Here is a 19,604-nt window from a genome sequence, read left to right as displayed (position 1 = left end):
CGCGGCCGCGCGGTCGACGAAGTCACGGAATGCGGGTGGTCCGCTTCGGTGAGACGCGTCGTGCCGCGACGGCGGGTCCGGGCCACAGCGGTACTCCGTTATGCGGATCGCGAACAGAGCGCGAAATTCCTGGGTATTCCGGCGGACCTGCGCCGGCGGAACACGGCCCACGCCTGCTCGCCCGATATCGCGCGCTGTCGGGTGAGGCCGGTGAGCTACGACCGTGTCGGTGGCTGCGAGCGAATGCGACGACTGCGAGTGAAGGCGACGACTGCGGCGGCGAGGACCGTGGTCGATTGCACCGCTTCGGACAGGCGGACCGCGCGGCGGAGATCGGGGACTCGGGGCGTCGGGCCATCGCCGAGAGTGGGGCGCAGTTCGACGCCGTGCCGGTATTCGGTGCGCCCGCCGAGGGTGACGCCGAGTGCGCCCGCCATGGTGGATTCGGCCACACCGGCATTCGGGCTCGGATGTGCGGACGCGTCGCGACGCCAGGCGCGCCACGCGTCGGCGGGGCGGCCGCCGACCACGGGAGCGAGCAGGGTCGTGATGGCTCCGGCGACGCGGGCGGGGATCAGATTCGCGACGTCATCGGTGCGGGCGGCGGCCCAGCCGAAGCGGTTGTACCGGTCGTTGCGGTAGCCGATCATCGCGTCGAGGGTGTTGACCGCGCGATATCCGAGCAGTCCGGGCACGCCCGCGACCGCGCCCCAGAACAGTGGTGCGACAGTCGCGTCCGAGGTGTTCTCGGCGATCGATTCCAGTGCGGCGCGGGCCAGCCCGTCCGCGTCCAGCAGCGATGGGTCCCGACCGCACAGCGACGGCAGCAACTCCCGTGCGCCCGCGAGATCTCCGGCCTCGAGCAGATCGGCCATCTCCCGTCCGGTCTCGGCGAGAGTCGTTCCGCCGAGCACGGTCCAGGTGGCCACCGCCGTCAGCAACACCTGACCGCCGCGAACGGCGACAACACCGCGCTGCGCCCCGACCCCGAGGCCGAGCACCGTTCCCACCAGCAGCACTTCGTGCAGGACCCCGGCCGCTCTGCTGTCGCGATAGCTGACCTTCTCCACTGTCATTGCCGCCGAACCGAATCCGGCCACCGGATGCCCGCGCCTGGGATCTCCCAGCGCCCGATCCAGCGCGAAACCCAGCACCAGCCCGGCCGCGATCGAAGTCCCCGTACGCATCCGGCGAGGTTAACCGAGGCGCCCGAGGCTCCTCACATGCCGGGTGCACAGCCCGCGCCGGGCCACCGGACTGCCGGGTTGGCAGCCCGCGCCGGGCCACGAGACTGGCAGGTGGACAGCCCGGCCGGGCCGCGAAAATGCCGGTGGACAACCTGGACTGGGCCACCGGACTGCTGGTTGACAGCCTGAGCTGGGCCGCGAAAATGCCGGGTGGACAGTCTGGGCTGGGTCGCGAGAATGCCGGGTGGACAGCCTGGGCTGGACCACGAAAATGCCGGGCGGACAGTCTGGGCTGGGTCGCGAGAATGCCCGGTGGACAGTCTGGGCTTGGCCACGAAACTGCCTGGCGAACAGCCTGGGCCGGGCCGTGAACTGGCGGGCGCGGCCTGGCCGGGCCGCGAAACCTGCCGGTGCGCTATCGCGTTCGGCCGCGAACGATCCGTGTCCGGGCGGGTCCAGGTTGTCGGAAGGTGCCCGCCGCACCGTGCTCACGGGCTCAGGTGCCCGAGCTTGATCGCCAGCAGGTTCGTCACCACCACGACGACGAAGACGACCGCCGCCGCCCGGTAGTTCACGGCCCACAGCGCGAGCGCCGCACCACCGAAAACCACCACCTTGGTGACGATCGCGAGCACTGGATTACCGAAGGACGCATGCGGGGCCGCGAACAACCCCCACGCCACCGCCGCCACAACCGGCACACCCACCGCCAGTGCGAGCTTGGTCGGAGTGCCATCGCCGGTCTTCCAACCCCACACCGCCAGCGCCCCCAGCGCGACCAGTTCCATCCCGAACGCCAGCGTGAGGTTGGCCCACTTCCAGATTTCCTGCATGACTCGATCTCCCGAAGCTCGTAGAGAGCAGTGCTCTCGTATGTGAGCAGTGTCCGCCTTGTGGGGGGCCTTCGTCAACCCGTGCGTTCACCCCGTGCACGAGACCACCCCGCGACGGACCGCACTTCTTTCGCCGCCGACGCCCTGCTATCGCCCTCGCGCCCCCGGGAGTGCGAAGCGGCCCGGAAATAGTCGCCGAGCCGTCTCGCTCGCGCCCGGTGCGCGGCATGCCACCGAGTTTCGGCACCGACACTCCGACTCGGTATGCGTTTCCGCTGCACTTCAGGGCCATACGTGCTGGTTCATGACTGGTGACCACGGCGCCACGCGGTTCACGAGCGCAAGGGGTTGTCGGGTGGTCTCGACATGCGATGACCCGGCAATCCGGACGGCATCGCCGACGAGTCGGCCCTCGTCCGGCCTTCTCGGACGCCGTCGGTCTGGCCGACAGATCTGCGCACCGCGTCGATGCACCAGGGCCAAGCCTCGAGCGCCGCCTATGGCGGTCCCGAGATCACCCGGGCCACGGCGCCGACCGGCTCGCACACCGATGGTTCGATGGCCGCCCTGGACTGAGACCCGGACCGACTCCAGGCTGATCCCAGTCGAAGCGGGTACTGCCCTTGCTCGCCGACTGATCGCCCTGCCTGCCGACCTCCGATCGAGCGCTGCTCGTGCCCGCCCTGCCGGATCCGGCGGCGCTGCGAAGCCCGGTCGGGAACGCGCTGCGCTGATCCAGTGCCCGAGCATGCCGAGAGATGTTCTGTCGCAAGAGATTTCCCGGGTGTCGGAGCCGGGCGCGGCACGTGGTGGTGAAGCCCCCGGAACCGGCCACCGACGCCCGGGCGATCAGGTGTCGCTCCGGTGATCGACTACCGGAGGTGATCGAACCCGGTCAGTTGCGGGTGCCGCCGTAGCGGTCGGCCAGCCGGGCCTCGTTCGAGGGGGGCTTCGGGGGCTCCGGTGCGGCAGGGGTCGCGGGTGCGGTGGTTTCCGGGGCGGCTTCGGCGCGTTCGCGGCGGCGGGCTCGGACTTCGGCGTAGACGAAATAGCCGAGGCCGAGGGGAGCCATGATCCCGAAGGCGAGCCATTGCAGGCCGTAGGAAAGGTATGGGCCCGCATCGAGTTGGGGGAGCGGGACGGGAGTGAAGCTGCCGGGCTGGTTCTTGTCCAGTTGCAGGTAGCCGCCGCGCGATTCGGTGGGGATCGGGGTGAGGGGGACGCCGCCCAGGACCGTCGAGGCCTGCTCGGTGTCGATCGAATAGACCTGGCGGTAGCCGTCTTCCGTCATCGGCGGCTTGCTGTCGATGATGCCTTCGGAGGCACGAATGCGCGCCTCGAGATGCTGTGGACCGGCGGGCGGGGCGGCGATCTGCGGGGCCCGCGAACCGTTGATCGCGGCGATCAGGCCGCGATCGACCAGCAGGGTGCGGCCGTCCTCGAGCCGGAACTCGGTCAACACCGAGAACGCGGGGGCCGAGTCGAGATGACGCAGGCGCACCAGGACGGTCGAATCGGGTACGTACTCGCCATCGGCGGTGACGCGCCGCCATTCGGTGTTCTTGCCGGAACCGCCGAGGGTGGTGGCCACGTCCACTGGCGCGGCGTCGACCGAATCCGAGATGTGCTGATTGCGTTCGGTCGTGGAGGTGTTCTTGCCGAGCTGCCAGGGGGCGAGCACCGTGAAGCAGAGATAGGCGAACCCGGCGACGATCACGGCCAGGATCACCCAGCTCGGCCGCATCAGGAAGGTCAGGCGACGCAGCGCGGACACCGACTTGCGACCGGTTGTTCCACCATCAGGTCTGGGGGTCGTCGAGCCGCTCATCGGTGACCGTCCGCCGCTCCGGTGGAGTCGGGATCCTCGCCGAGCTGTTCGCGCACCCAGTCGAGCATGCCGGGCACGGCCGCCTCGATCTGCTCGCGCACCAGCACGAAATCGGACTGATCGCCGTAGTACGGGTCCGGCACATCGCGGCCGTCGGCATCCGGGTCGAAGCTGCGCAGCAGTCGCCGACGATCGGACGGCACACCCAGACGCGCCAACTCCCGCTCGTGCCCGGTGTCCAGCGCGACGAGCAGATCCGCGTCCAGATGGTCGGCATCGATCACCGCGGCCCGATGCCCGATCGGATACCCGTGATCGCGCAACTCGGCCGTAGTCCGCCGATCCGCCTCGTCACCGACATGCCAGCTGCCGGTCCCGGCACTGCTCACCCGAACCCGATCCGCGAGACCCGCGCGCTCGAGATGCGCGGCGAAGATCTTCTCGGCCATCGGGGATCGACAGATGTTGCCCGTGCAGATGAAAGTCACATGCAGCTCGCCCACGACAGCCATTGTGTCCGGTCCGCACGGGAGGCGGCCACGTAGGGTGTTCTGCTGTGCCCGAGGACACCGCGGCGAACCGCCCACCCCACCCCATCGCCAGCCGTCCATCGGCTGCCGAGCCGGGGCGTGAGATGGACGCGGCGACGGGTGCGGACGCGGTCGAGGTGTCGGCGGGGACCGTCGCTTCCGGGGTGAATGTGCAAGAGTCGGCCCTGGCCGGGGTGAGTGCCGAGGAGCAGGAGAAATTGCGGCATCACGGGGATGTCGAGGTGTCGGCGGGGATGGTCGATTTCGCGGTGAATGTGCAGGGGAGTGCACCGCCGGAGTGGTTGCGGGAACGGCTGGCGCGACGGCTGGGGGAGCTGGGGCGGTATCCGGCGGCTGCCGACGAGGCGGCGGCTCGGGAGGCAGTGGCGGCTCGGCACGGGCGGCGGGTGGAGGAAGTGCTGCTGCTGGCGGGCGCCGCGGAGGGGTTCGCGATGCTGCCTCGGCTCGAGCCTTCACTGGCGGCGGTGATTCATCCTTCCTTCACGGAGCCGGAGTTGGCGCTGCGGGAGGCCGGGGTGCCGGTGGTTCGGGTCGTGCTGGAGCCGCCGTATCTGTTGGACGGGGCGCTCGTGCCCGAGGCCGCGGATCTGGTCGTGGTGGGGAACCCGACGAACCCGACGTCGGTGCTGCACGGGGTGGCGGGGATTCGGGCGTTGCGGCGGCCTGGCCGGATCGTGGTGGTGGACGAGGCGTTCGCGGACGCCGTGCCGGGCGAGCCGGAATCGATTGCGGGAGAGTCATATCCGGATGTGCTCGTGCTGCGCAGTCTCACCAAGACGTGGGCGCTGGCCGGGTTGCGATGCGGGTATGTGCTCGGGGCTCCGGATCTGCTGGCCCGCATGAATCGCGGCCGGCCGCATTGGCCGCTGGGCACACTGCAATTGGAGGCCATCGCGGCGACCAGCAGCCCGGCGGCGGTGGCGGAGTCTCAGCGCCGGGCCCAGGGGATCGCGGTCGATCGAGCCGCGATGATTCCCCGGCTGCGGGAACTCGGTATCGGGGTGCACGAACCCGCGCGGGGCCCGTTCCTGCTGCTGCGGGTGCCTGATGCAGAATTGCTGCGAAAGCGTCTTGCGGACAAGGGAATCGCGGTCCGGCGCGGGGACACCTTCCCCGGCCTGGAAGCGGGATTCCTGCGCGTGGCGGTACGGCCCGCGGCCGAGGTGGACAGACTGGTCGCGGCAATCCGGGAAATCGGGTTGTGAGGTACCGCAGCCGGATTGCCGGACGCCATCGAGGCCGCAGCCACAGCGGGCTGATCCTGCGGCGGTCGCAACGAGGCGGCGCATTCGCCGGTGGGCCGAACCGCCGCCGGATCGGCAGCGGCGAATCAGCCTGGCGCGCGGTCAGGTCGTGATCGGATGGAATCGAAGTCGGGAACGGCTGTGTCGGAGGAGGTTCGGTTGTGGTGACGTCGGTGCGAGTGACGGATCTCATTGCGGTGCTGGATGCGGCGTATCCGCCCGGGCTCGCCGAGTCGTGGGACTCGGTCGGGCTGGTGGCCGGTGACCCGGACGAACCGGTGTCCCGGGTGCTCTTCGCGGTGGACGCGACTGCCGGAGTCGTGGACGAGGCCATCGAATGGGGTGCGCAGGCGCTGGTCGTGCACCACCCGCTGCTGCTGCGCGGAGTCGACACCGTTGCCGCCGACACCCCGAAAGGCGCACTGCTGCACCGGCTGATCCGTTCCGGGTGTGCGCTGTTCACCGCCCACACCAATGCCGACTCCGCCGATCCTGGGGTTTCGGACGCACTGGCCGAAGCCATCGGCGTGACCGTCACCGGCCCGCTGGAGCCGAAATCCCTTACCGCGCTGGACAAATGGGTCATACAGGTGCCGCGCGCGCACTCCGGCGCGGTGCTGTCGGCGTTGTTCGTGGCAGGCGCGGGCGCGATCGGGAACTACAGCGACTGCGCATGGACGGTATCCGGCACCGGCCAGTTCCTCCCGCTCGACGGCGCCACTCCGGCGGCGGGTGCCGTCGGCGAGCTGTACACGACCGACGAAGATCGGGTCGAGGTCGTCGCGCCGCCCGCTCGTCGCGCGGCGGTGCTGGCCGCTCTGCGCTCCGCCCACCCCTACGAGGAACCGGCCTATCACGTCACGGAACGGGCGAAGGTGCCCTCGTCGCTGGGAATCGGCCGCATCGGCACTCTCCCGACCCCGGAATCGTTGCGCGAGTTCACCGCCCGCGTCCGCGCCGCCCTGCCCGAGACCGCCTGGGGCATCCGCGCCGCGGGTGACCCGGACCGCGTCATCCGCACCGTCGCGGTCTGCGGCGGCGCGGGCGATTCCTTCCTCGGCGCCGTCTCCCGCCTCGGCGTCGACGCCTACGTCACCTCCGACCTGCGCCACCACCCCGCCGACGAGCACCTGCGCGCGAACGGCCCAGCCCTCATCGACGCCGCCCACTGGGCCACCGAATTCCCCTGGTGCGCACAGGCACAGGGCATCGTCGCGGCGGCCCTTCCCTCGCTGGAAACCCGAGTGTCCGCCGTCCGCACCGACCCGTGGACCCTCGGCGAAGCGACCTGCTGAGTTTTCCGTGTCCCGCCCGACGTCGATCGTGTCCGGGAAGACAGGGCGGATCGCGATGTCGCAGCGGCTCCGCATGCCGCAGTCGAACGGATCCTCGTGATGTGCCGAGCAGGCGCCCGGCCAGACTTGTGGGCACGGCCGACCACAGCACGTCGAGCACCGCCGGGCGCGGTCGAACAGCTCGGTAGATGATCTGCGGCCTGCCGCTCCACGGGAGACGCGCGCCGCGGCGGAAAACCGACGAAATCCGGCCGATCGTGGAGCCTCAGGCCGGATTTCCCGAATCACGCAGACTCGACCACGATCGTCGACTGATGCGCCACAGGGAAATTCACCGAGTTCGCGATGTAGCACCTCTTGTTGGCCTCCGAGTGCAACTGCTCGGCGACGTCGACCATGGCGGGTTCTGTCACCGTGATGCGCGGGCGCAGCGTCACCGTGCGGAAGCGCTCGTCATCCATCACGCCCAGCGCGTTGTCCCTGTATGTGGTGACCACCACCCCGGCCTCGGCGCACAGGTGCAGGTACCAGAGCATGTGGCATTCCGACAGGGCGGCGACCAGCAGCTGTTCGGGGTTCCATCGAGTGGCGTCGCCGCGGAACTTGGGGTCGGCGGTGCCGGGGATCGGCGGGCGGCCGGGTGCGGAGACCTCGTGGTTGCGCGAGTAGGCGCGATAGCCGGTGGTGGCCCCCGACCAGGTGGTCTCGACCTCGTATGCGTGCTCTGCCATGCGTCGACAGTGCCACATCGGGTAACGCGCGGCAGGGGATTTTCCGGTGGGCGGCGGGCTGCTCCCGGTGAAAGTGCTGGTTGTGGCAGGGTTGGCCGTTGGGGGCGGCCGATGCGGGTACGGTGAGAGCCTTGACCCGTCCATAGCGTCCAGGAGACCCCCCGCGTTGAATGCCGAACCATCGATCCAGGCCAAGCTGCTCGACCTCGCCGCCGTCGACGCCGAGCTGACGCGGATCGAGCACCGCCGCAAGGTGCTGCCCGAGCAGCAGGAGGTGCAGCGGCTGGAGGCCGAGCGGACTTCGCGTAAGGACGCCGCCGTCAAGGTCGAGATCCTCATCGACGATCTCGACCGCGACATCCGCAAACTGGAGGGCGAGATCGACGCCGTCCGCAAGCGTGAGGATCGCGACCGCGGCCTGCTGACCGGTGGTTCCGTCGGTGCGAAGCAGCTCTCGGAGCTGCAGCACGAGCTCAGCAGCCTGGAGCGCCGCCGCAAGGTGCTCGAGGACGACCAGATCGACGTGATGGAGCGCCGCGAGGCCGCTGCCGCCGATCACGATCACGCCGGCGCGAACCTGGACCAGGCCACGGCCGATCTGGCCGACGCCGAGCGCCGTCGCGACGACGCCGTCGCGGATCTCGATGTCGCACAACAGCGTTGCATCTCGGACCGGGCCGCCCTCACCGGCGCGTTCCCGGAGGATCTGCTCGCCGCCTACGACAAGCAGCGCGCCGGCTACGGTGTCGGCGCCGCCCTGATCCAGGCCCGCAAGTGCGGCGCCTGCCGGATCGAACTCGATCGCGGTGAGATCTCGCGCATCGCCAAGACCGCGCCCGATGTGGTGCTGCGCTGTCCCGAGTGCAACTCGATCATGGTGCGCACCAAGCAATCCGGACTGTGATCCAACGCCGCGCCGGATGACTGTCTCCGGATGAATGTCCCTGCGCGGCAATATTTTTCGGTGGACACCGCGCGGCGGCGCCGCCCGGTGGGATCCGGTGGACGTGCCGGAGTAACGTTCGGCCGGTTCGCCGAGGCGGTATCGAGTGTGGACGCCGGGAGCCGATTGCGGTGCGAGGGCCGCGGCGGCCTCGAGCGCACGGGCTCGATTCGGTGCGAGCGTCGGATCGTCGGTCGGTTTCAGGCATGGAGGGTGTGAGCGGTGACGGACAAGGTGATCATCGAGGCGGATGGCGGCTCGCGAGGAAATCCGGGTCCGGCCGGATACGGCGCGGTGGTCTGGGATGCCGACCGCGCGCACGTGCTGGCCGAGCGCAAGGAGTTCATCGGCACCGCCACCAACAATGTCGCCGAATACCGCGGTCTGATCGCGGGTCTGGAGGCCGCGGCCGAACTCGGCGCGCGTGAGGTGTCGGTGCGCATGGACTCCAAGCTGGTGGTCGAGCAGATGGCAGGCCGCTGGAAGGTCAAGCACCCGTCCATGATTCCGCTGGCCGACCGTGCGCGCCGCCTGCTCCCCAGCTTCGACCGCGTCAGCTTCACCTGGATTCCGCGCGCCGAGAATTCGCACGCCGACGGTTTGGCGAACGAGGCCATGGACGACGCCGTCATCGTCGACGAGGTCCGCGACGCCCTGCGCGGCCAGGAATCGACGCGGCCCGCCTCGTCGGAATCGGTAGGCGCGGTGCGGGATTCGGCCGGACCTGATACCACCTCCGGTGGAGATCGGACCGACTCCACGGGGAATTCGGCCGCCACCGCCGCAGCGAGGGAGTCGGGCGCGGCGGGGGAGCAGAGTGCGACCCGCGCAGCGACGGATACAGCCCCGACCGGCGCGACGACGGATTCAGCCGCGGCCGGAGAGGCAACCCCGAGGCCCGAGGACCCCGCCGAGTATCCCGAGGCGGTGTCGATCGGACAGGGCTCCGGTGCGGCGGTGTCCGGGTCGGGTGCGGTGTCGATCGATTCCGGCGCCGCCGCGGGCGGCACGGCTCCCGGATGGAGCGGGGCGATGGGACGGCCGACGCGGCTGCTGTTGCTGCGGCACGGTCAGACGGAATTGTCCGTGGAGCGGCGGTATTCGGGGCGCGGCAATCCGCCGCTCACCGAGCTGGGGCGCGAGCAGGTCGCTCGCGCGGGGAAGATGCTGGGCGGCAAGGGAGACATCGCCGCGATCGTGTGCTCCCCGCTGGGCCGCGCGCGCGAGACCGCCGAGGCGGCCGGGCGCGCGCTGGGCCTGCCGGTGCGGGTCCTGGACGGACTCATCGAGACGGATTTCGGTGCGTGGGAGGGGCTGACCTTCCAGGAGGCGCGCGAACAGGACCCGGATCTGCACACCCGCTGGCTCGGCGATCCGTCGCTGCCCGCACCCGGCGGTGAGAGCTTCGATCAGGTGCGCGAGCGCATCGAAGGCGTGCGCCGCGATCTGGTGGCGCTGTACCCCGGCGCGAATGTGCTTGTCGTCAGCCATGTCACGCCGATCAAGACGCTCCTGCAGCTCGCCCTAGGCGTCGGCCCCTCGATCCTCTACCGCCTGCATCTGGACCTGGCATCGCTCTCGATCGCCGAGTTCTACCCGGACGGCGGTGCATCGGTTCGCCTGGTGAACGACACCTCGTACCTCTGACCGACATGCCTCGCCGAACTGCCGAACCGCCGAGCGGGACAGTCCGGGGCTACCGGACCCGGTCCCGCACCGACGTTCTCGTTACGGCCGGAGTACCTGGGTGAGCCACTCGACCTGGTCGTAGACGGCCTTCTCGAACCAGTCGTCGAAGTAGATGTCGAAGTGCCCGATCGGGTATCGCTTGACCACGGCGTTCTTGGTGCGTTCGGCGGCCTTGAGGGTCGGGCCCGCGGGCGCCACCGAGTCGTTGTCGCAGACGGCGTAGAAGACGGGCGCCTTGATGTCCTTGGTGCGCCGGGCCGGAGCGTCGAACAGCACCGACATGCCTATGCGGGCAGCCACTTTCGGGCGGTACTGCTCGGATTCCTCAGCGAGACGGCCGTATCCGTCCGGAACGTCGGCGGCGCTCATCAGGGCCGCGGAATGCCTCTTGCCCGCCAACCGGGCAGTGATCGGGCGGCGGATGATCGGCCCGATGATCTGATCGGTCAGGGCCACGGTGCCGGTCTTCACCAGACTGATCGGGCCCTTGGCCATTGCGGAGGACCAGCCGCTGGTGAACGGGCACTGCGCGACCACCGCGGCGAGATAATGATCGTCCGGCGCCACCGACAGCACATGCCCCCCGCCGAAGGAACTGCCCCACAGCGCGATTCGGGTGGCGTCGATACCGCGAACGGTACGCGCGTATGCGATCGCGGCGTGCCAATCCTCACGCTGCCGTCCGATATTGATCATCTGCCTGGGTTCGCCACCGCTCGCACCGAAATGCCGGTAATCGAAAGCCAGCGCTGCCATTCCGGCCGCCGCGAAACGCCGCGCGTACCGATCCATTCCCATTTCCCGGTCCGCCCCGAACCCGTGCCCCATGACGATCAGGGGGCGCGGCTTGGGCGGGCCGTCCGGCAGATACAGCCACCCCGCGCACTGCTCACCACCGGAAGAGAACCCCACCTCGACACGCTCCATGGAGCGTTACGGTACCTTGGTGCCCGCGGACGAGTCGGTTGGGCGGCCGCGGCGAAGGGAACGGGCATGCGAATGCCGCCGCCCCTCGTCGAGGAAAGTCCGGACTCCACAGAGCAGGGCGGTTGCTAACGGCAACCCGGGGTGACCCGCGGGACAGTGCCACAGAGAAGAGACCGCCTTCGGCGCAAGCCGGAGGTAAGGGTGAAACGGTGCGGTAAGAGCGCACCAGCGCGCCGGGTGACCGGCGCGGCTCGGTAAACCCCGCCCGGAGCAAGGTCGAAGGTCGCACTCGCGAGAGTGCGACTGCGCAGGCGTTCGAGGGCTGCTCGCCCGAGCTTGCGGGTTGACTGCTCGAGGCACCCGGCAACGGTGTGTCCAGATGGATGGTCGCCTCCCGGTGCGAGCCGGGGACAGGATCCGGCTTACAGACCGACTCGTCCGCCCCTTTCGGGGCCACTCCGCCGGTGCCATCATGGATGGTGCACCGACGGATTTCCGTGGTGCGGCGCAAATTTCGCGGAGCGAACCATGGACGTTCTCTTCATTCTCCTGGCGTGGCTGGCGGCGGTGGCCGTGATCGCGGGCGTGGTCGCCGCGGCGGGAACGCGAGTGGTGGCCCAGTACGAACGCGGGGTGGTGTTCCGGCTGGGCCGGGTCCGCACGGTCCGCGATCCGGGGATCGCGATGCTGATTCCCGGCGTGGACAAGATGCGCAAGATCTCCACGCAGGTGATCACCATGCCGGTGCCCGCGCAGGACGGCATCACCCGGGACAACGTGACGGTGCGGGTGGACGCGGTCGTCTACTTCCGGGTGGTGGATCCGATCCGCGCGATCGTCGAGGTGCAGAACTATCTGTTCGCCATCGCGCAGGTAGCCCAGACGTCGCTGCGCTCCATCATCGGCAAGAGCGAGCTCGATGATCTGCTGTCCAATCGGGAGCAGCTCAACAGGGGCTTGGAGCTGATGATCGACAATCCGGCGCTGAGCTGGGGCGTGCACATCGATCGCGTCGAGATCAAGGATGTGGCACTGCCGGATTCGATGAAACGGTCCATGTCCCGCCAGGCCGAGGCCGAACGGGAACGGCGGGCTCGAATCATTTCCGCGGAGGGCGAGTTCCAGGCGTCGCAGCGGCTTGCCGAGGCCGCCGCGAATATGTCGAAGGCGCCGGCGGCATTGCAGCTGCGTTTCCTCGAAACCGTGGTCCAGGTTGCGGCAGAGAAGAATTCGACGCTCGTGCTGCCGTTTCCTGTGGAGTTGCTGCGATTTCTGGAGCGCGTCGATTCACAGGAAACTCGCAGCGGACCCGCCGAGCGGCCGCTGCCGGAAACGGTGAAACCCGCTGGAGATACGGCAAATACCTCGGACGCACTCGACGCGCCCGATCGACGAGGATGAGGAGCTCGACGATGTCGATGCTTATCCAGCCGCTGGCTGTGCTGGTGCTGTTCGCGATCGCCTATCTGCTGAAGTTCGTTTCCGCGGCGCTGCCGGGCGGTATGCGCGACAGAACGTGAGGGACGCCGCTCTATCCCCACTGTGCGCGGAACGCCGACGTGGATGACAATGGCGACGCGCCCGCTTGCGCATAACGGGCGCGGCTCGGCGTGTCGGGTGATACTTACCCCCGCGACTGGCACAGAACGTGATCGACGTCATAAAGTGTTGCGCGTCGGAAAGTCCCGTTGCGATCGCAGCGGGCGAAGGGCATGAACTCTCGTCGGAAAGCAGGTCTCGACTAAATGCGAATTGCTCGCAAACTGGCAGCAGGTGCGATTCTCGCCGCCGCCGCGTCCGTTTCGGTAATGCTGGGTGCCGGATCCGCTTCGGCGTTCTCCGTGACTCCGCTGCCGGGCGGAGTGCAGGTTGATCTCACTCCGTCGGACACTCAGTGGGTGGCGAGCACCCACTTCGGGCAGACCCTCGCCGGTCTGCCGCACCCCTCGGCCGCCTCCTTCGGCGAATCGCTGGATTCGGCGGCGGCGCTGTCGGCGCAGTATCCGGCAGGCCGGGTGGTGTTCACCGTGTACGGTCCGTTCGATCAGCTGAACGGCACCATGCTGGCCCTGCAGTAGGGTCTGCGCACTCAGTGGAATTACATCAGAGGATCGTGTCGGCGCCGGTGGATTTCGGCGCCGTCCGAACCGAATTCGGATTGGCCTCGGACTATCCGTCCGAGGCCGTCTCGGAAGCCCGCGACGCGGTCGACGCGTTCGCGGGTATTCGGGTCGATCGCCGCGAGATACCGCTGGTCACGATCGATCCGCCCGGCGCGATGGACCTCGATCAGGCACTGGCCCTCGAGCGCACCCCCACCGGATTTCTCCTGTACTACGCGATCGCCGACGTGGCCGCGTTCGTCACTCCCGACGGCCCGCTCGCTCGCGAATCCCTGGCCCGCGGCCAGACCTTCTACCTGCCCGACGGCACCGTCCCGCTGCACCCGCACGAGCTGTCCGAGAACCGCGCGAGCCTGCTGCCCGATCAGGACCGGGCCGCCGCGCTGTGGACCATCGAACTCGACGCGCAGGCCGAGCCGCTCCACGCCACGGTGACCCGGGCGCTGGTGCGCTCGCGCGCCCGCCTCGACTACGCCGGAGTGCAGGCCGACGCCGACGCCGGCCGCCTGCACCCCTCCGTCGCCGCTCTCCCGGAATTCGGGCGGCTGCGCATCGAATCCGGATTGAATCGCGGCGCGATCAATCTCCGGCTGCCCGCGCAGAGCGTCGTTCGCGACGACGAGCAAACCGGTGTCGACCACTGGCAGCTGGTGCTCGAACCCCGTACCGCCGCCGACGACTGGAACGAGCAGGTCTCATTGCTCACCGGCATGTGCGCGGCTCGAATAATGCTGGACGGCTATAACTCCGAACATGCCGGATTGCTGCGCACCATGCCGCCGCCCGCGTCCGCGGCCATCGAATCGATGCGCCGCACGGCCGCCGCGATGGGGGTGCCGTGGCCCGAGGGCGACTCCGCCGGGCGCGTGCTCGCGGGCCTGGACCCCAACGCCCCCGCGACCCTGGTGCTGATGTCCGAGGCCACCAGCCTGCTGCGCGGAGCCACCTACACGATCCTGGACGGTCAGGCCCCGGACACCGTGCAGCACAGCGGAATCGGCGCCCCGTACGCCCACGTGACCGCCCCGCTGCGCCGCTTGGCAGATCGCTACGCCACCGAGGTCTGCCTCGCCTACTGCGCGAAAGCCGAAGTCCCGCAGTGGGTCACCGACGGTCTCTCCCCGGTCGTGGACACCATGCGCCGCAGCGACGCCACCGCGAACAAACTCGAACGCGCCTGCGTCGACCTCACCGAGTCCACCATCCTGGCTCCGCGGGTCGGCACCGACTTCGACGCCACCGTCCTGCGCGAAGCCAACGGCACCCGCCCCGCCGAGATCTTCATCCCCACCCCACCCGTCCTCGCCAAATGCACCGGCTCCCCGTCCGAAGGCGCGCAGGTCACCGTCCGCCTCACCGAGGCCGACCCCACCACCCGCACCGTCACCTTCGCCTTCGACGAGACCGACGAGCTCTAGCGGTCAGAGCGGGTGGTGGTGGAGGAAATCGGTGGCTGCCGGGTAGGACTCCAGGGCCTTGGCGGCGGCGGCTTCCTCCGCGTCGCACATGCGCTGGTAGCTGGGGGTGACGGGGTCGGGGGCGTGGGCGTGCAGGGTGGCGAGGGATTCGACGGCGTCGCGGTGGTCGCCGAGAACGCCCTGCAGTTTCTTGGCGCTGCGGGCCAGGGTGGCGGCGGGGTCGCCGAGGACCGCCTTGGCCGCTTCGGCGGAGTAGCGCAGGCGTTTGGCGGCCTTGCGGATGTCGTGGAGGTGTTCCACGCGTGCCGGATCGGACGGGTCAGGTTCGGTGCGCACGAGGTGGCGCAGTTCGTGGAAGTCGTGGCGCAGGACGTCGGCGAAGACCTCGTCGGCGGGTAACTCGGCGTGGGCGGTGCGCAGCGGGGGATCGGCCGTCAGCGCGTGCAGGCGATCGGTGAGAGTGCGGTAGCGGCGACTGTCCAGGCCGTCGAGAATCGCCGCGTGCGCCCCGGCATAGACGCGGCGTTCGACGGCTACCAGATGAGCGCCGAAATCGGTGACGAGAGAAGGTTTCCCGCCTGGAACCTCGGTATTGCCCAGGGCGCTCTCCTCGGCGAGTAGAACGACATTGTCGGAGACCGCGACAGTGCAATCGCCGCTGGATCCGGCGTTGGCGGAGTCGGTTGTGCTACCGGGTGACTCGGTGTCGGCGAGCGGCTCGGCGTCCTCGGGCACGGCGATTCCGCTCTCGCTCAGCAGCGCCGTGAATCGTTCGGCGCGGACCTCGGCATCGCGGGCGACGCCGAGCAGCCCCGCGAGCCAGCGCAATTCGTCGCGGAGCTCGGTGGTGGGGGTGCGGCGCAGGACTTTGCGGTAGGACTTGAGGACGCTGCGCAGGCGGCGCGTGGCCACCCGCATACTGTGCACCGAATCCGGAAGGTCTTCGCGGACTTGGGGTTCGGCCTCACACAGCCGGTCCACATCGGCGTCGAGAGCGGCGACTAACGCGGGACCGGCTGTGGTGCTCATCTACGTCCTGTACTTGTCCGTGGCTTCCACCAGATGGTGGGTGATGCCGGGTTCGGAGGCGGAATGGCCGGCATCGGGCACCATGTGCAGTTCCGAACCGGGCCAGGCCTGATGCAGATCCCAGGCGCTCACGGCCGGGCACACCACGTCGTGGCGGCCCTGCACGATCACTCCGGGAATGTGCGCGATGCGATCGATATCGCGCAGCAGCCGCCCGTCGTCCAGGAAGCCGCGGTTCACGAAATAGTGGTTCTCGATACGAGCGAACGCCAGCGCGAAGCGCGGATCGGCGGTTTCGGCGACCCGATCGGGTTGGGGCAGCAGGGAACTCGTGGCACCCTCCCAGGTCGACCACGCGACGGCCGCGTCGGTGGCAATCTCGGCATCGGGGGAGTGCAGCAGGCGGTGATAGACCTCGACCAGATCGGATGTGCGTTCGGCCGCGGGCACCGGCGCCAGAAACTTCTCCCACTCGTCGGGGTACACGTACCCCGCAGCGCCATTGTAGTACCAGTCGATCTCCTTGCGCCGCAGCAGGAAAATGCCGCGCAGGATCAGTTCGCTCACCCGCTCCGGATGGCTCTGCGCGTACGCCAGCGCCAGCGTGGAGCCCCACGATCCGCCGAACACCTGCCACCGCTCGATGCCGAGATGCGTTCGCAGCGCCTCGATATCGGCCACCAGATGCCAGGTGGTGTTGTGCTCGAGGCTCGCCCCGTCCGCGATGTGCGGCGTGGACTGCCCGCATCCCCGCTGATCGAACAGCACGATCCGGTACGCCGCCGGATCGAAGAACTGCCGGTGGAACGGCGCGGTGCCCCCACCGGGCCCGCCGTGCAGGAACACCACCGGCTTCCCGTCCGGGTTGCCGCTGACCTCCCAATACACCTGCTGGCCGTCGCCGACATCGAGCATGCCCTGCTCGTACGGCGAGATCGGCGGGTACAGGGTGCGCATCAGAATGCCAGCCCCGTGGCCAGATTCGGGATCTCGAGCGCCTGAATGGCCTGATCGCGGACGTCGGAGCAGTTGGCGGTGGTGAGTCGGTCGATCACGTCCTTGTCGCCGAGCACCTGCATGTTGATGCCGCCGTTGCGCACCGCCCACTCGTGCACGGTGGCGTTGTACGCGATGCCGCCCAGCGTCGGGCCCTGCACGCGCCAGTCCGAGAGCTGCGGACGGATCATGTCGCACAGCTGCTTGGCGGCGTCGTCCGAGACCGTCACCTTGTCCCCGGCCTTGGTGGTGTTCGGGGCATTGCTGCCCGACGGGGCCGGCTTACCCGAGCTCGTCAGTGGTGCGGACGAACCCTGCGGCTGCGAGGATCCGGTCGTCGCGGGGTTCCCCCCGCACGCGGCGGTCAGGGCGATCGCGGCTGCGGCGGTGACCAACAGCGGCGTACGCCGAACCCAGCGACTGTCCATCCAACGGCGATGCATAACTTCCCTCTGGTCGTTCGAGCTTCGTCGGATACGAGTCTGCCAGGAATTTATGGCGGCGGTCTGTGAAGACCCGAGGGAAAAGATGTGGTGATAGCGAACGGCTATGCGAAGCCCGAAACGCGCCCCCGCGAGGTTCCGAGAGGGCGCGTTTTCCGATGCGGACCGAGCAATCGGCTCAGAAGCCGTGCTCCGGCGCGGGGAACACGCCCCGGCGCACCTCGTCCGCGTAAGTCGCTGCGGCCGAACGCAGTTCGTCGCCGACCGCCGCGAACTTCTTCACGAACTTGGCGGTCTTGCCGCTGGTGTATCCGGCCATGTCCTGCCAGACCAGCACCTGCGCGTCGCATTCGGCGCCCGCGCCGATGCCGACGGTCGGAATGGTCAGCTTGCGAGTGACCTGCCCGGCGATCTCGGAGGGCACCATTTCCATCACGACCGAGAACGCCCCGGCCTCCTGCACCGCGATGGCATCGGCGACCAGCTGCTCGGCGCCGTCACCGCGGCCCTGCACCCGGAAACCGCCCAGGGTGTTGACGCTCTGCGGCGTGAAACCGATATGTGCCATCACCGGAATGCCCGCGGCGGTGATCTTGGCGATGGTGTCGGCCATCCGCTCGCCGCCCTCCAGCTTCACCGCCTGCGCGCCGCCCTCCTTCATGAAACGCACGGCCGTGGCCAGCGCCTGCTCGGGCGAGGACTCGTAGCTGCCGAACGGCAGATCGGCCACCACGAGGGCGTTCGGCGCGCCGCGCACCACGCCCCGCACCAGCGGCAGCAGCTCGTCCACGGTGATCGAGACCGTGGTGTCGTAGCCGTAGACCACATTGGCGGCCGAATCGCCGACCAGCAGCACCGGGATGCCGGCCTCTTCGAACAGCCGGGCGGTGGAGTAGTCGTACGCGGTGAGCATGGACCACCGCTCGCCGGCCTGCTTCATCTGCGCCAGGTGCTGCACTCGCGTCTTCCGCTTCGCGGGAGTCTTCGGTGCGGCGGGTACGGCGCCGTAAGCAGGGGTTTCCTCGGTGGATGCGGAGACAGCTGCATCGTTTACGGACATCATCGTCCCTTTCGTCGTCCTCGAGGCCCAATCGGGTCCCCGGGTTGTTCTGACGAGACAAGTCTGCCACCTTCGCCCTGCCCGGCAGCGATGCAATTCCTCACATCCGAGCCGGGCTATCCGACCGGTCCGGTGGTGAGCCGGACCGCTTCGGCGTGGCCGGCGCCCTGGCGGTCGGTCCAGTGCACGGTCACGGTCTCGCCGCCGTGATGCCCGTCCATGGCGTCGGTGAGATCGGTCGCGGTGGCCACGGCGCTGTCGTCGAGCGCGGTGACGATGTCCCCGGCGCTCAGGCCGAGGGAATCGGCGGGACCGTCGGCGACCACCCCGCGGATGATCGCGCCGCGCCCGCCGGAGTCGCTGACCGAGACGCCGAGGAAGGCGGTGTCGCCGATGTGCACGGTGCCGGAGGTGGTTCCGGATCGGATCGTGGCTGCTTCGGCCACGGCCTTGTCGATCGGAATGGCGAAGCCCTGATTGCCGCCCCCGAGCCGGAACCCTTGGGAGGCGGCGGTATCCATGCCGACCACCTGTCCGGCGTCGTTGACCAGCGGCCCGCCGGAGTCGCCGGGCTGGATGTTCGCCGAGACCTGGATGAGCCCGGTCAGCTGTTCCGCGGCGCCCGCGGAATCATCGCTGGCGGTGATCGAGCGGTTCAGCGCGGTCACCTGTCCGGCCGCCGCGGTCGGCGTTCCCTTGCCGCCCGCGTTCCCGACGCCGACGACGTTGTCCCCGACCGCGACCTTGTCCGAATCGCCCAGCGGCGCGGTCTGCAGATCCGAGGCCCCGGACAGTCGCAGGACCGCGAGATCGTTCTTGCGGTCGTAGCCGATCACGCTCGCGCCGTAGGTCTGCCCGTTGCCCAGGTCGGTCACCGCGATCTTGGTGGCGCCCTCGACCACGTGATTGTTGGTCAGCACGGTGCCGTCCGAACTCAGCACTATGCCGGTGCCCGCGCCCTCGCTGTTCTGCATGCCGAGTTCGGTGTTCACATCCACGAGTCCGGACACCACGTTCTGCGCCGCGCCGTGCAGATCCGGCGCGGTGGTGAACCCGGCAGGCCGGGTCACCGCGCCGGGCGAGGCGGCGACGGGGTTGCCGGCTATCCGCGCGGACACCGGCGCGCACGCCACCAGACTCAGCGTCGCCGCGGACACCACCGCCGCGGCGGCCAGACTCGCGACCCGCCGCTGATGCGCCCGCGGTGCGGACCCGACGGATGAACCCGGAAAGCCGGCCATGACGTACCCCTATCGAATCGGTTGGACCTCCGGGTTCCATTGAGCGCGCCAATTCTGTGATCCGCC

Annotated in this window: 18 protein-coding genes and 1 other RNA gene; 8 read left to right on the top strand and 11 right to left on the bottom strand. The window is 69.2% G+C overall.

What is annotated here, in order from left to right:
* Positions 1-215: 215 nt before the first annotated feature.
* The 4 genes from NJ1_RS20655 to NJ1_RS20640 all read right to left on the bottom strand — a co-directional run bounded on the left by NJ1_RS20655 (position 216) and on the right by NJ1_RS20640 (position 4,360).
* Complete coding sequence (locus tag NJ1_RS20655) at positions 216-1,187, bottom strand: cobalamin biosynthesis protein (RefSeq protein ID WP_067696927.1); 972 nt, start codon at positions 1,185-1,187, stop codon at positions 216-218.
* Positions 1,188-1,675: 488 nt separating this feature from the next.
* Positions 1,676-2,020, bottom strand: coding sequence for a YrdB family protein (locus NJ1_RS20650; RefSeq protein WP_067696925.1), 345 nt, complete (start codon positions 2,018-2,020; stop codon positions 1,676-1,678).
* Between the two features lie 895 nt (positions 2,021-2,915).
* On the bottom strand, positions 2,916-3,785 hold the full coding sequence (locus NJ1_RS20645) for an SURF1 family cytochrome oxidase biogenesis protein (protein WP_067697152.1): 870 nt from the start codon (positions 3,783-3,785) through the stop codon (positions 2,916-2,918).
* A gap of 59 nt (positions 3,786-3,844) precedes the next feature.
* Positions 3,845-4,360, bottom strand: a complete 516-nt coding sequence (locus NJ1_RS20640; RefSeq protein WP_067696923.1) for a low molecular weight protein-tyrosine-phosphatase — start codon at positions 4,358-4,360, stop codon at positions 3,845-3,847.
* 44 nt (positions 4,361-4,404) lie between these two features.
* On the opposite strand from NJ1_RS20640, the gene cobC reads away from it, so the two are divergent.
* Positions 4,405-5,604: an Rv2231c family histidinol phosphate aminotransferase CobC gene (gene cobC / locus NJ1_RS20635; RefSeq protein WP_245717493.1), complete on the top strand. Its 1,200-nt coding sequence runs from the start codon at positions 4,405-4,407 to the stop codon at positions 5,602-5,604.
* A gap of 203 nt (positions 5,605-5,807) precedes the next feature.
* Positions 5,808-6,938 (top strand): Nif3-like dinuclear metal center hexameric protein, encoded by a 1,131-nt coding sequence (locus NJ1_RS20630; protein WP_067697148.1) that lies wholly within the window; start codon positions 5,808-5,810, stop codon positions 6,936-6,938.
* 284 nt (positions 6,939-7,222) lie between these two features.
* On the opposite strand, the gene NJ1_RS20625 is transcribed toward NJ1_RS20630, so the two are convergent.
* Positions 7,223-7,669, bottom strand: coding sequence for an OsmC family protein (locus tag NJ1_RS20625; protein WP_067696921.1), 447 nt, complete (start codon positions 7,667-7,669; stop codon positions 7,223-7,225).
* 166 nt (positions 7,670-7,835) lie between these two features.
* Here NJ1_RS20625 and NJ1_RS20620 point away from each other — a divergent pair, with 166 nt between their 5' ends.
* On the top strand, positions 7,836-8,573 hold the full coding sequence (locus NJ1_RS20620; protein ID WP_067696919.1) for a zinc ribbon domain-containing protein: 738 nt from the start codon (positions 7,836-7,838) through the stop codon (positions 8,571-8,573).
* Between the two features lie 261 nt (positions 8,574-8,834).
* Positions 8,835-10,259: a bifunctional RNase H/acid phosphatase gene (locus NJ1_RS20615; RefSeq protein ID WP_067696917.1), complete on the top strand. Its 1,425-nt coding sequence runs from the start codon at positions 8,835-8,837 to the stop codon at positions 10,257-10,259.
* Positions 10,260-10,340: 81 nt separating this feature from the next.
* Here NJ1_RS20615 and NJ1_RS20610 read toward each other — a convergent pair whose 3' ends face one another.
* The gene (locus NJ1_RS20610) at positions 10,341-11,228 is read right to left on the bottom strand and encodes an alpha/beta hydrolase (RefSeq protein ID WP_067696915.1); all 888 of its coding nucleotides are present in this window, start codon (positions 11,226-11,228) and stop codon (positions 10,341-10,343) included.
* A gap of 30 nt (positions 11,229-11,258) precedes the next feature.
* Between NJ1_RS20610 and rnpB the strand changes: the two genes are divergently transcribed.
* The 4 genes from rnpB to NJ1_RS20590 all read left to right on the top strand — a co-directional run bounded on the left by rnpB (position 11,259) and on the right by NJ1_RS20590 (position 14,769).
* Positions 11,259-11,669, top strand: an RNA gene (gene rnpB, locus NJ1_RS20605) — RNase P RNA component class A.
* An 87-nt stretch (positions 11,670-11,756) separates the two neighbouring features.
* A complete protein-coding gene (locus NJ1_RS20600) occupies positions 11,757-12,629 on the top strand; it encodes a slipin family protein (protein ID WP_084478564.1) in 873 nt (290 codons plus the stop codon).
* 497 nt (positions 12,630-13,126) lie between these two features.
* Positions 13,127-13,306, top strand: a complete 180-nt coding sequence (locus tag NJ1_RS40600) for a hypothetical protein (RefSeq protein ID WP_245717492.1) — start codon at positions 13,127-13,129, stop codon at positions 13,304-13,306.
* Between the two features lie 14 nt (positions 13,307-13,320).
* Positions 13,321-14,769 (top strand): RNB domain-containing ribonuclease, encoded by a 1,449-nt coding sequence (locus NJ1_RS20590; RefSeq protein ID WP_084478563.1) that lies wholly within the window; start codon positions 13,321-13,323, stop codon positions 14,767-14,769.
* Between the two features lie 3 nt (positions 14,770-14,772).
* Here NJ1_RS20590 and NJ1_RS20585 read toward each other — a convergent pair whose 3' ends face one another.
* From NJ1_RS20585 to NJ1_RS20565, 5 genes are all read right to left on the bottom strand, one after another.
* Positions 14,773-15,798, bottom strand: coding sequence for a CHAD domain-containing protein (locus NJ1_RS20585; RefSeq protein WP_067696911.1), 1,026 nt, complete (start codon positions 15,796-15,798; stop codon positions 14,773-14,775).
* Positions 15,799-16,755 (bottom strand): prolyl aminopeptidase, encoded by a 957-nt coding sequence (pip, locus tag NJ1_RS20580; RefSeq protein WP_067696909.1) that lies wholly within the window; start codon positions 16,753-16,755, stop codon positions 15,799-15,801. It abuts the gene before it with no gap.
* Positions 16,755-17,222 (bottom strand): hypothetical protein, encoded by a 468-nt coding sequence (locus NJ1_RS40595; protein WP_067696907.1) that lies wholly within the window; start codon positions 17,220-17,222, stop codon positions 16,755-16,757. The genes pip and NJ1_RS40595 overlap by 1 nt, the downstream gene beginning before the upstream one ends.
* A gap of 193 nt (positions 17,223-17,415) precedes the next feature.
* The gene (panB, locus tag NJ1_RS20570; RefSeq protein ID WP_422615764.1) at positions 17,416-18,297 is read right to left on the bottom strand and encodes a 3-methyl-2-oxobutanoate hydroxymethyltransferase; all 882 of its coding nucleotides are present in this window, start codon (positions 18,295-18,297) and stop codon (positions 17,416-17,418) included.
* Between the two features lie 116 nt (positions 18,298-18,413).
* The gene (locus tag NJ1_RS20565) at positions 18,414-19,538 is read right to left on the bottom strand and encodes a S1C family serine protease (protein WP_067696903.1); all 1,125 of its coding nucleotides are present in this window, start codon (positions 19,536-19,538) and stop codon (positions 18,414-18,416) included.
* Positions 19,539-19,604 lie beyond the last annotated feature (66 nt).

This window comes from Nocardia jejuensis NBRC 103114 (genome assembly GCF_001613145.1).
GTDB lineage: Bacteria > Actinomycetota > Actinomycetes > Mycobacteriales > Mycobacteriaceae > Nocardia > Nocardia jejuensis.
This window is presented reverse-complemented; position numbering and strand designations above follow the sequence as displayed.

Bases quoted from the DNA above. Each gene is read 5' to 3' on its own strand.
- NJ1_RS20655 (WP_067696927.1), bottom strand. From the start codon at position 1,187: ATGCGTACGGGGACTTCGATCGCGGCCGGGCTGGTGCTGGGTTTCGCG.
- NJ1_RS20650 (WP_067696925.1), bottom strand. From the start codon at position 2,020: ATGCAGGAAATCTGGAAGTGGGCCAACCTCACGCTGGCGTTCGGGATG.
- NJ1_RS20640 (WP_067696923.1), bottom strand. From the start codon at position 4,360: ATGGCTGTCGTGGGCGAGCTGCATGTGACTTTCATCTGCACGGGCAAC.
- NJ1_RS20625 (WP_067696921.1), bottom strand. From the start codon at position 7,669: ATGGCAGAGCACGCATACGAGGTCGAGACCACCTGGTCGGGGGCCACC.
- NJ1_RS20610 (WP_067696915.1), bottom strand. From the start codon at position 11,228: ATGGAGCGTGTCGAGGTGGGGTTCTCTTCCGGTGGTGAGCAGTGCGCG.
- NJ1_RS20600 (WP_084478564.1), top strand. From the start codon at position 11,757: ATGGACGTTCTCTTCATTCTCCTGGCGTGGCTGGCGGCGGTGGCCGTG.
- NJ1_RS20585 (WP_067696911.1), bottom strand. From the start codon at position 15,798: ATGAGCACCACAGCCGGTCCCGCGTTAGTCGCCGCTCTCGACGCCGAT.
- pip (WP_067696909.1), bottom strand. From the start codon at position 16,755: ATGCGCACCCTGTACCCGCCGATCTCGCCGTACGAGCAGGGCATGCTC.
- NJ1_RS40595 (WP_067696907.1), bottom strand. From the start codon at position 17,222: ATGGACAGTCGCTGGGTTCGGCGTACGCCGCTGTTGGTCACCGCCGCA.
- panB (WP_422615764.1), bottom strand. From the start codon at position 18,297: ATGTCCGTAAACGATGCAGCTGTCTCCGCATCCACCGAGGAAACCCCT.
- NJ1_RS20565 (WP_067696903.1), bottom strand. From the start codon at position 19,538: ATGGCCGGCTTTCCGGGTTCATCCGTCGGGTCCGCACCGCGGGCGCAT.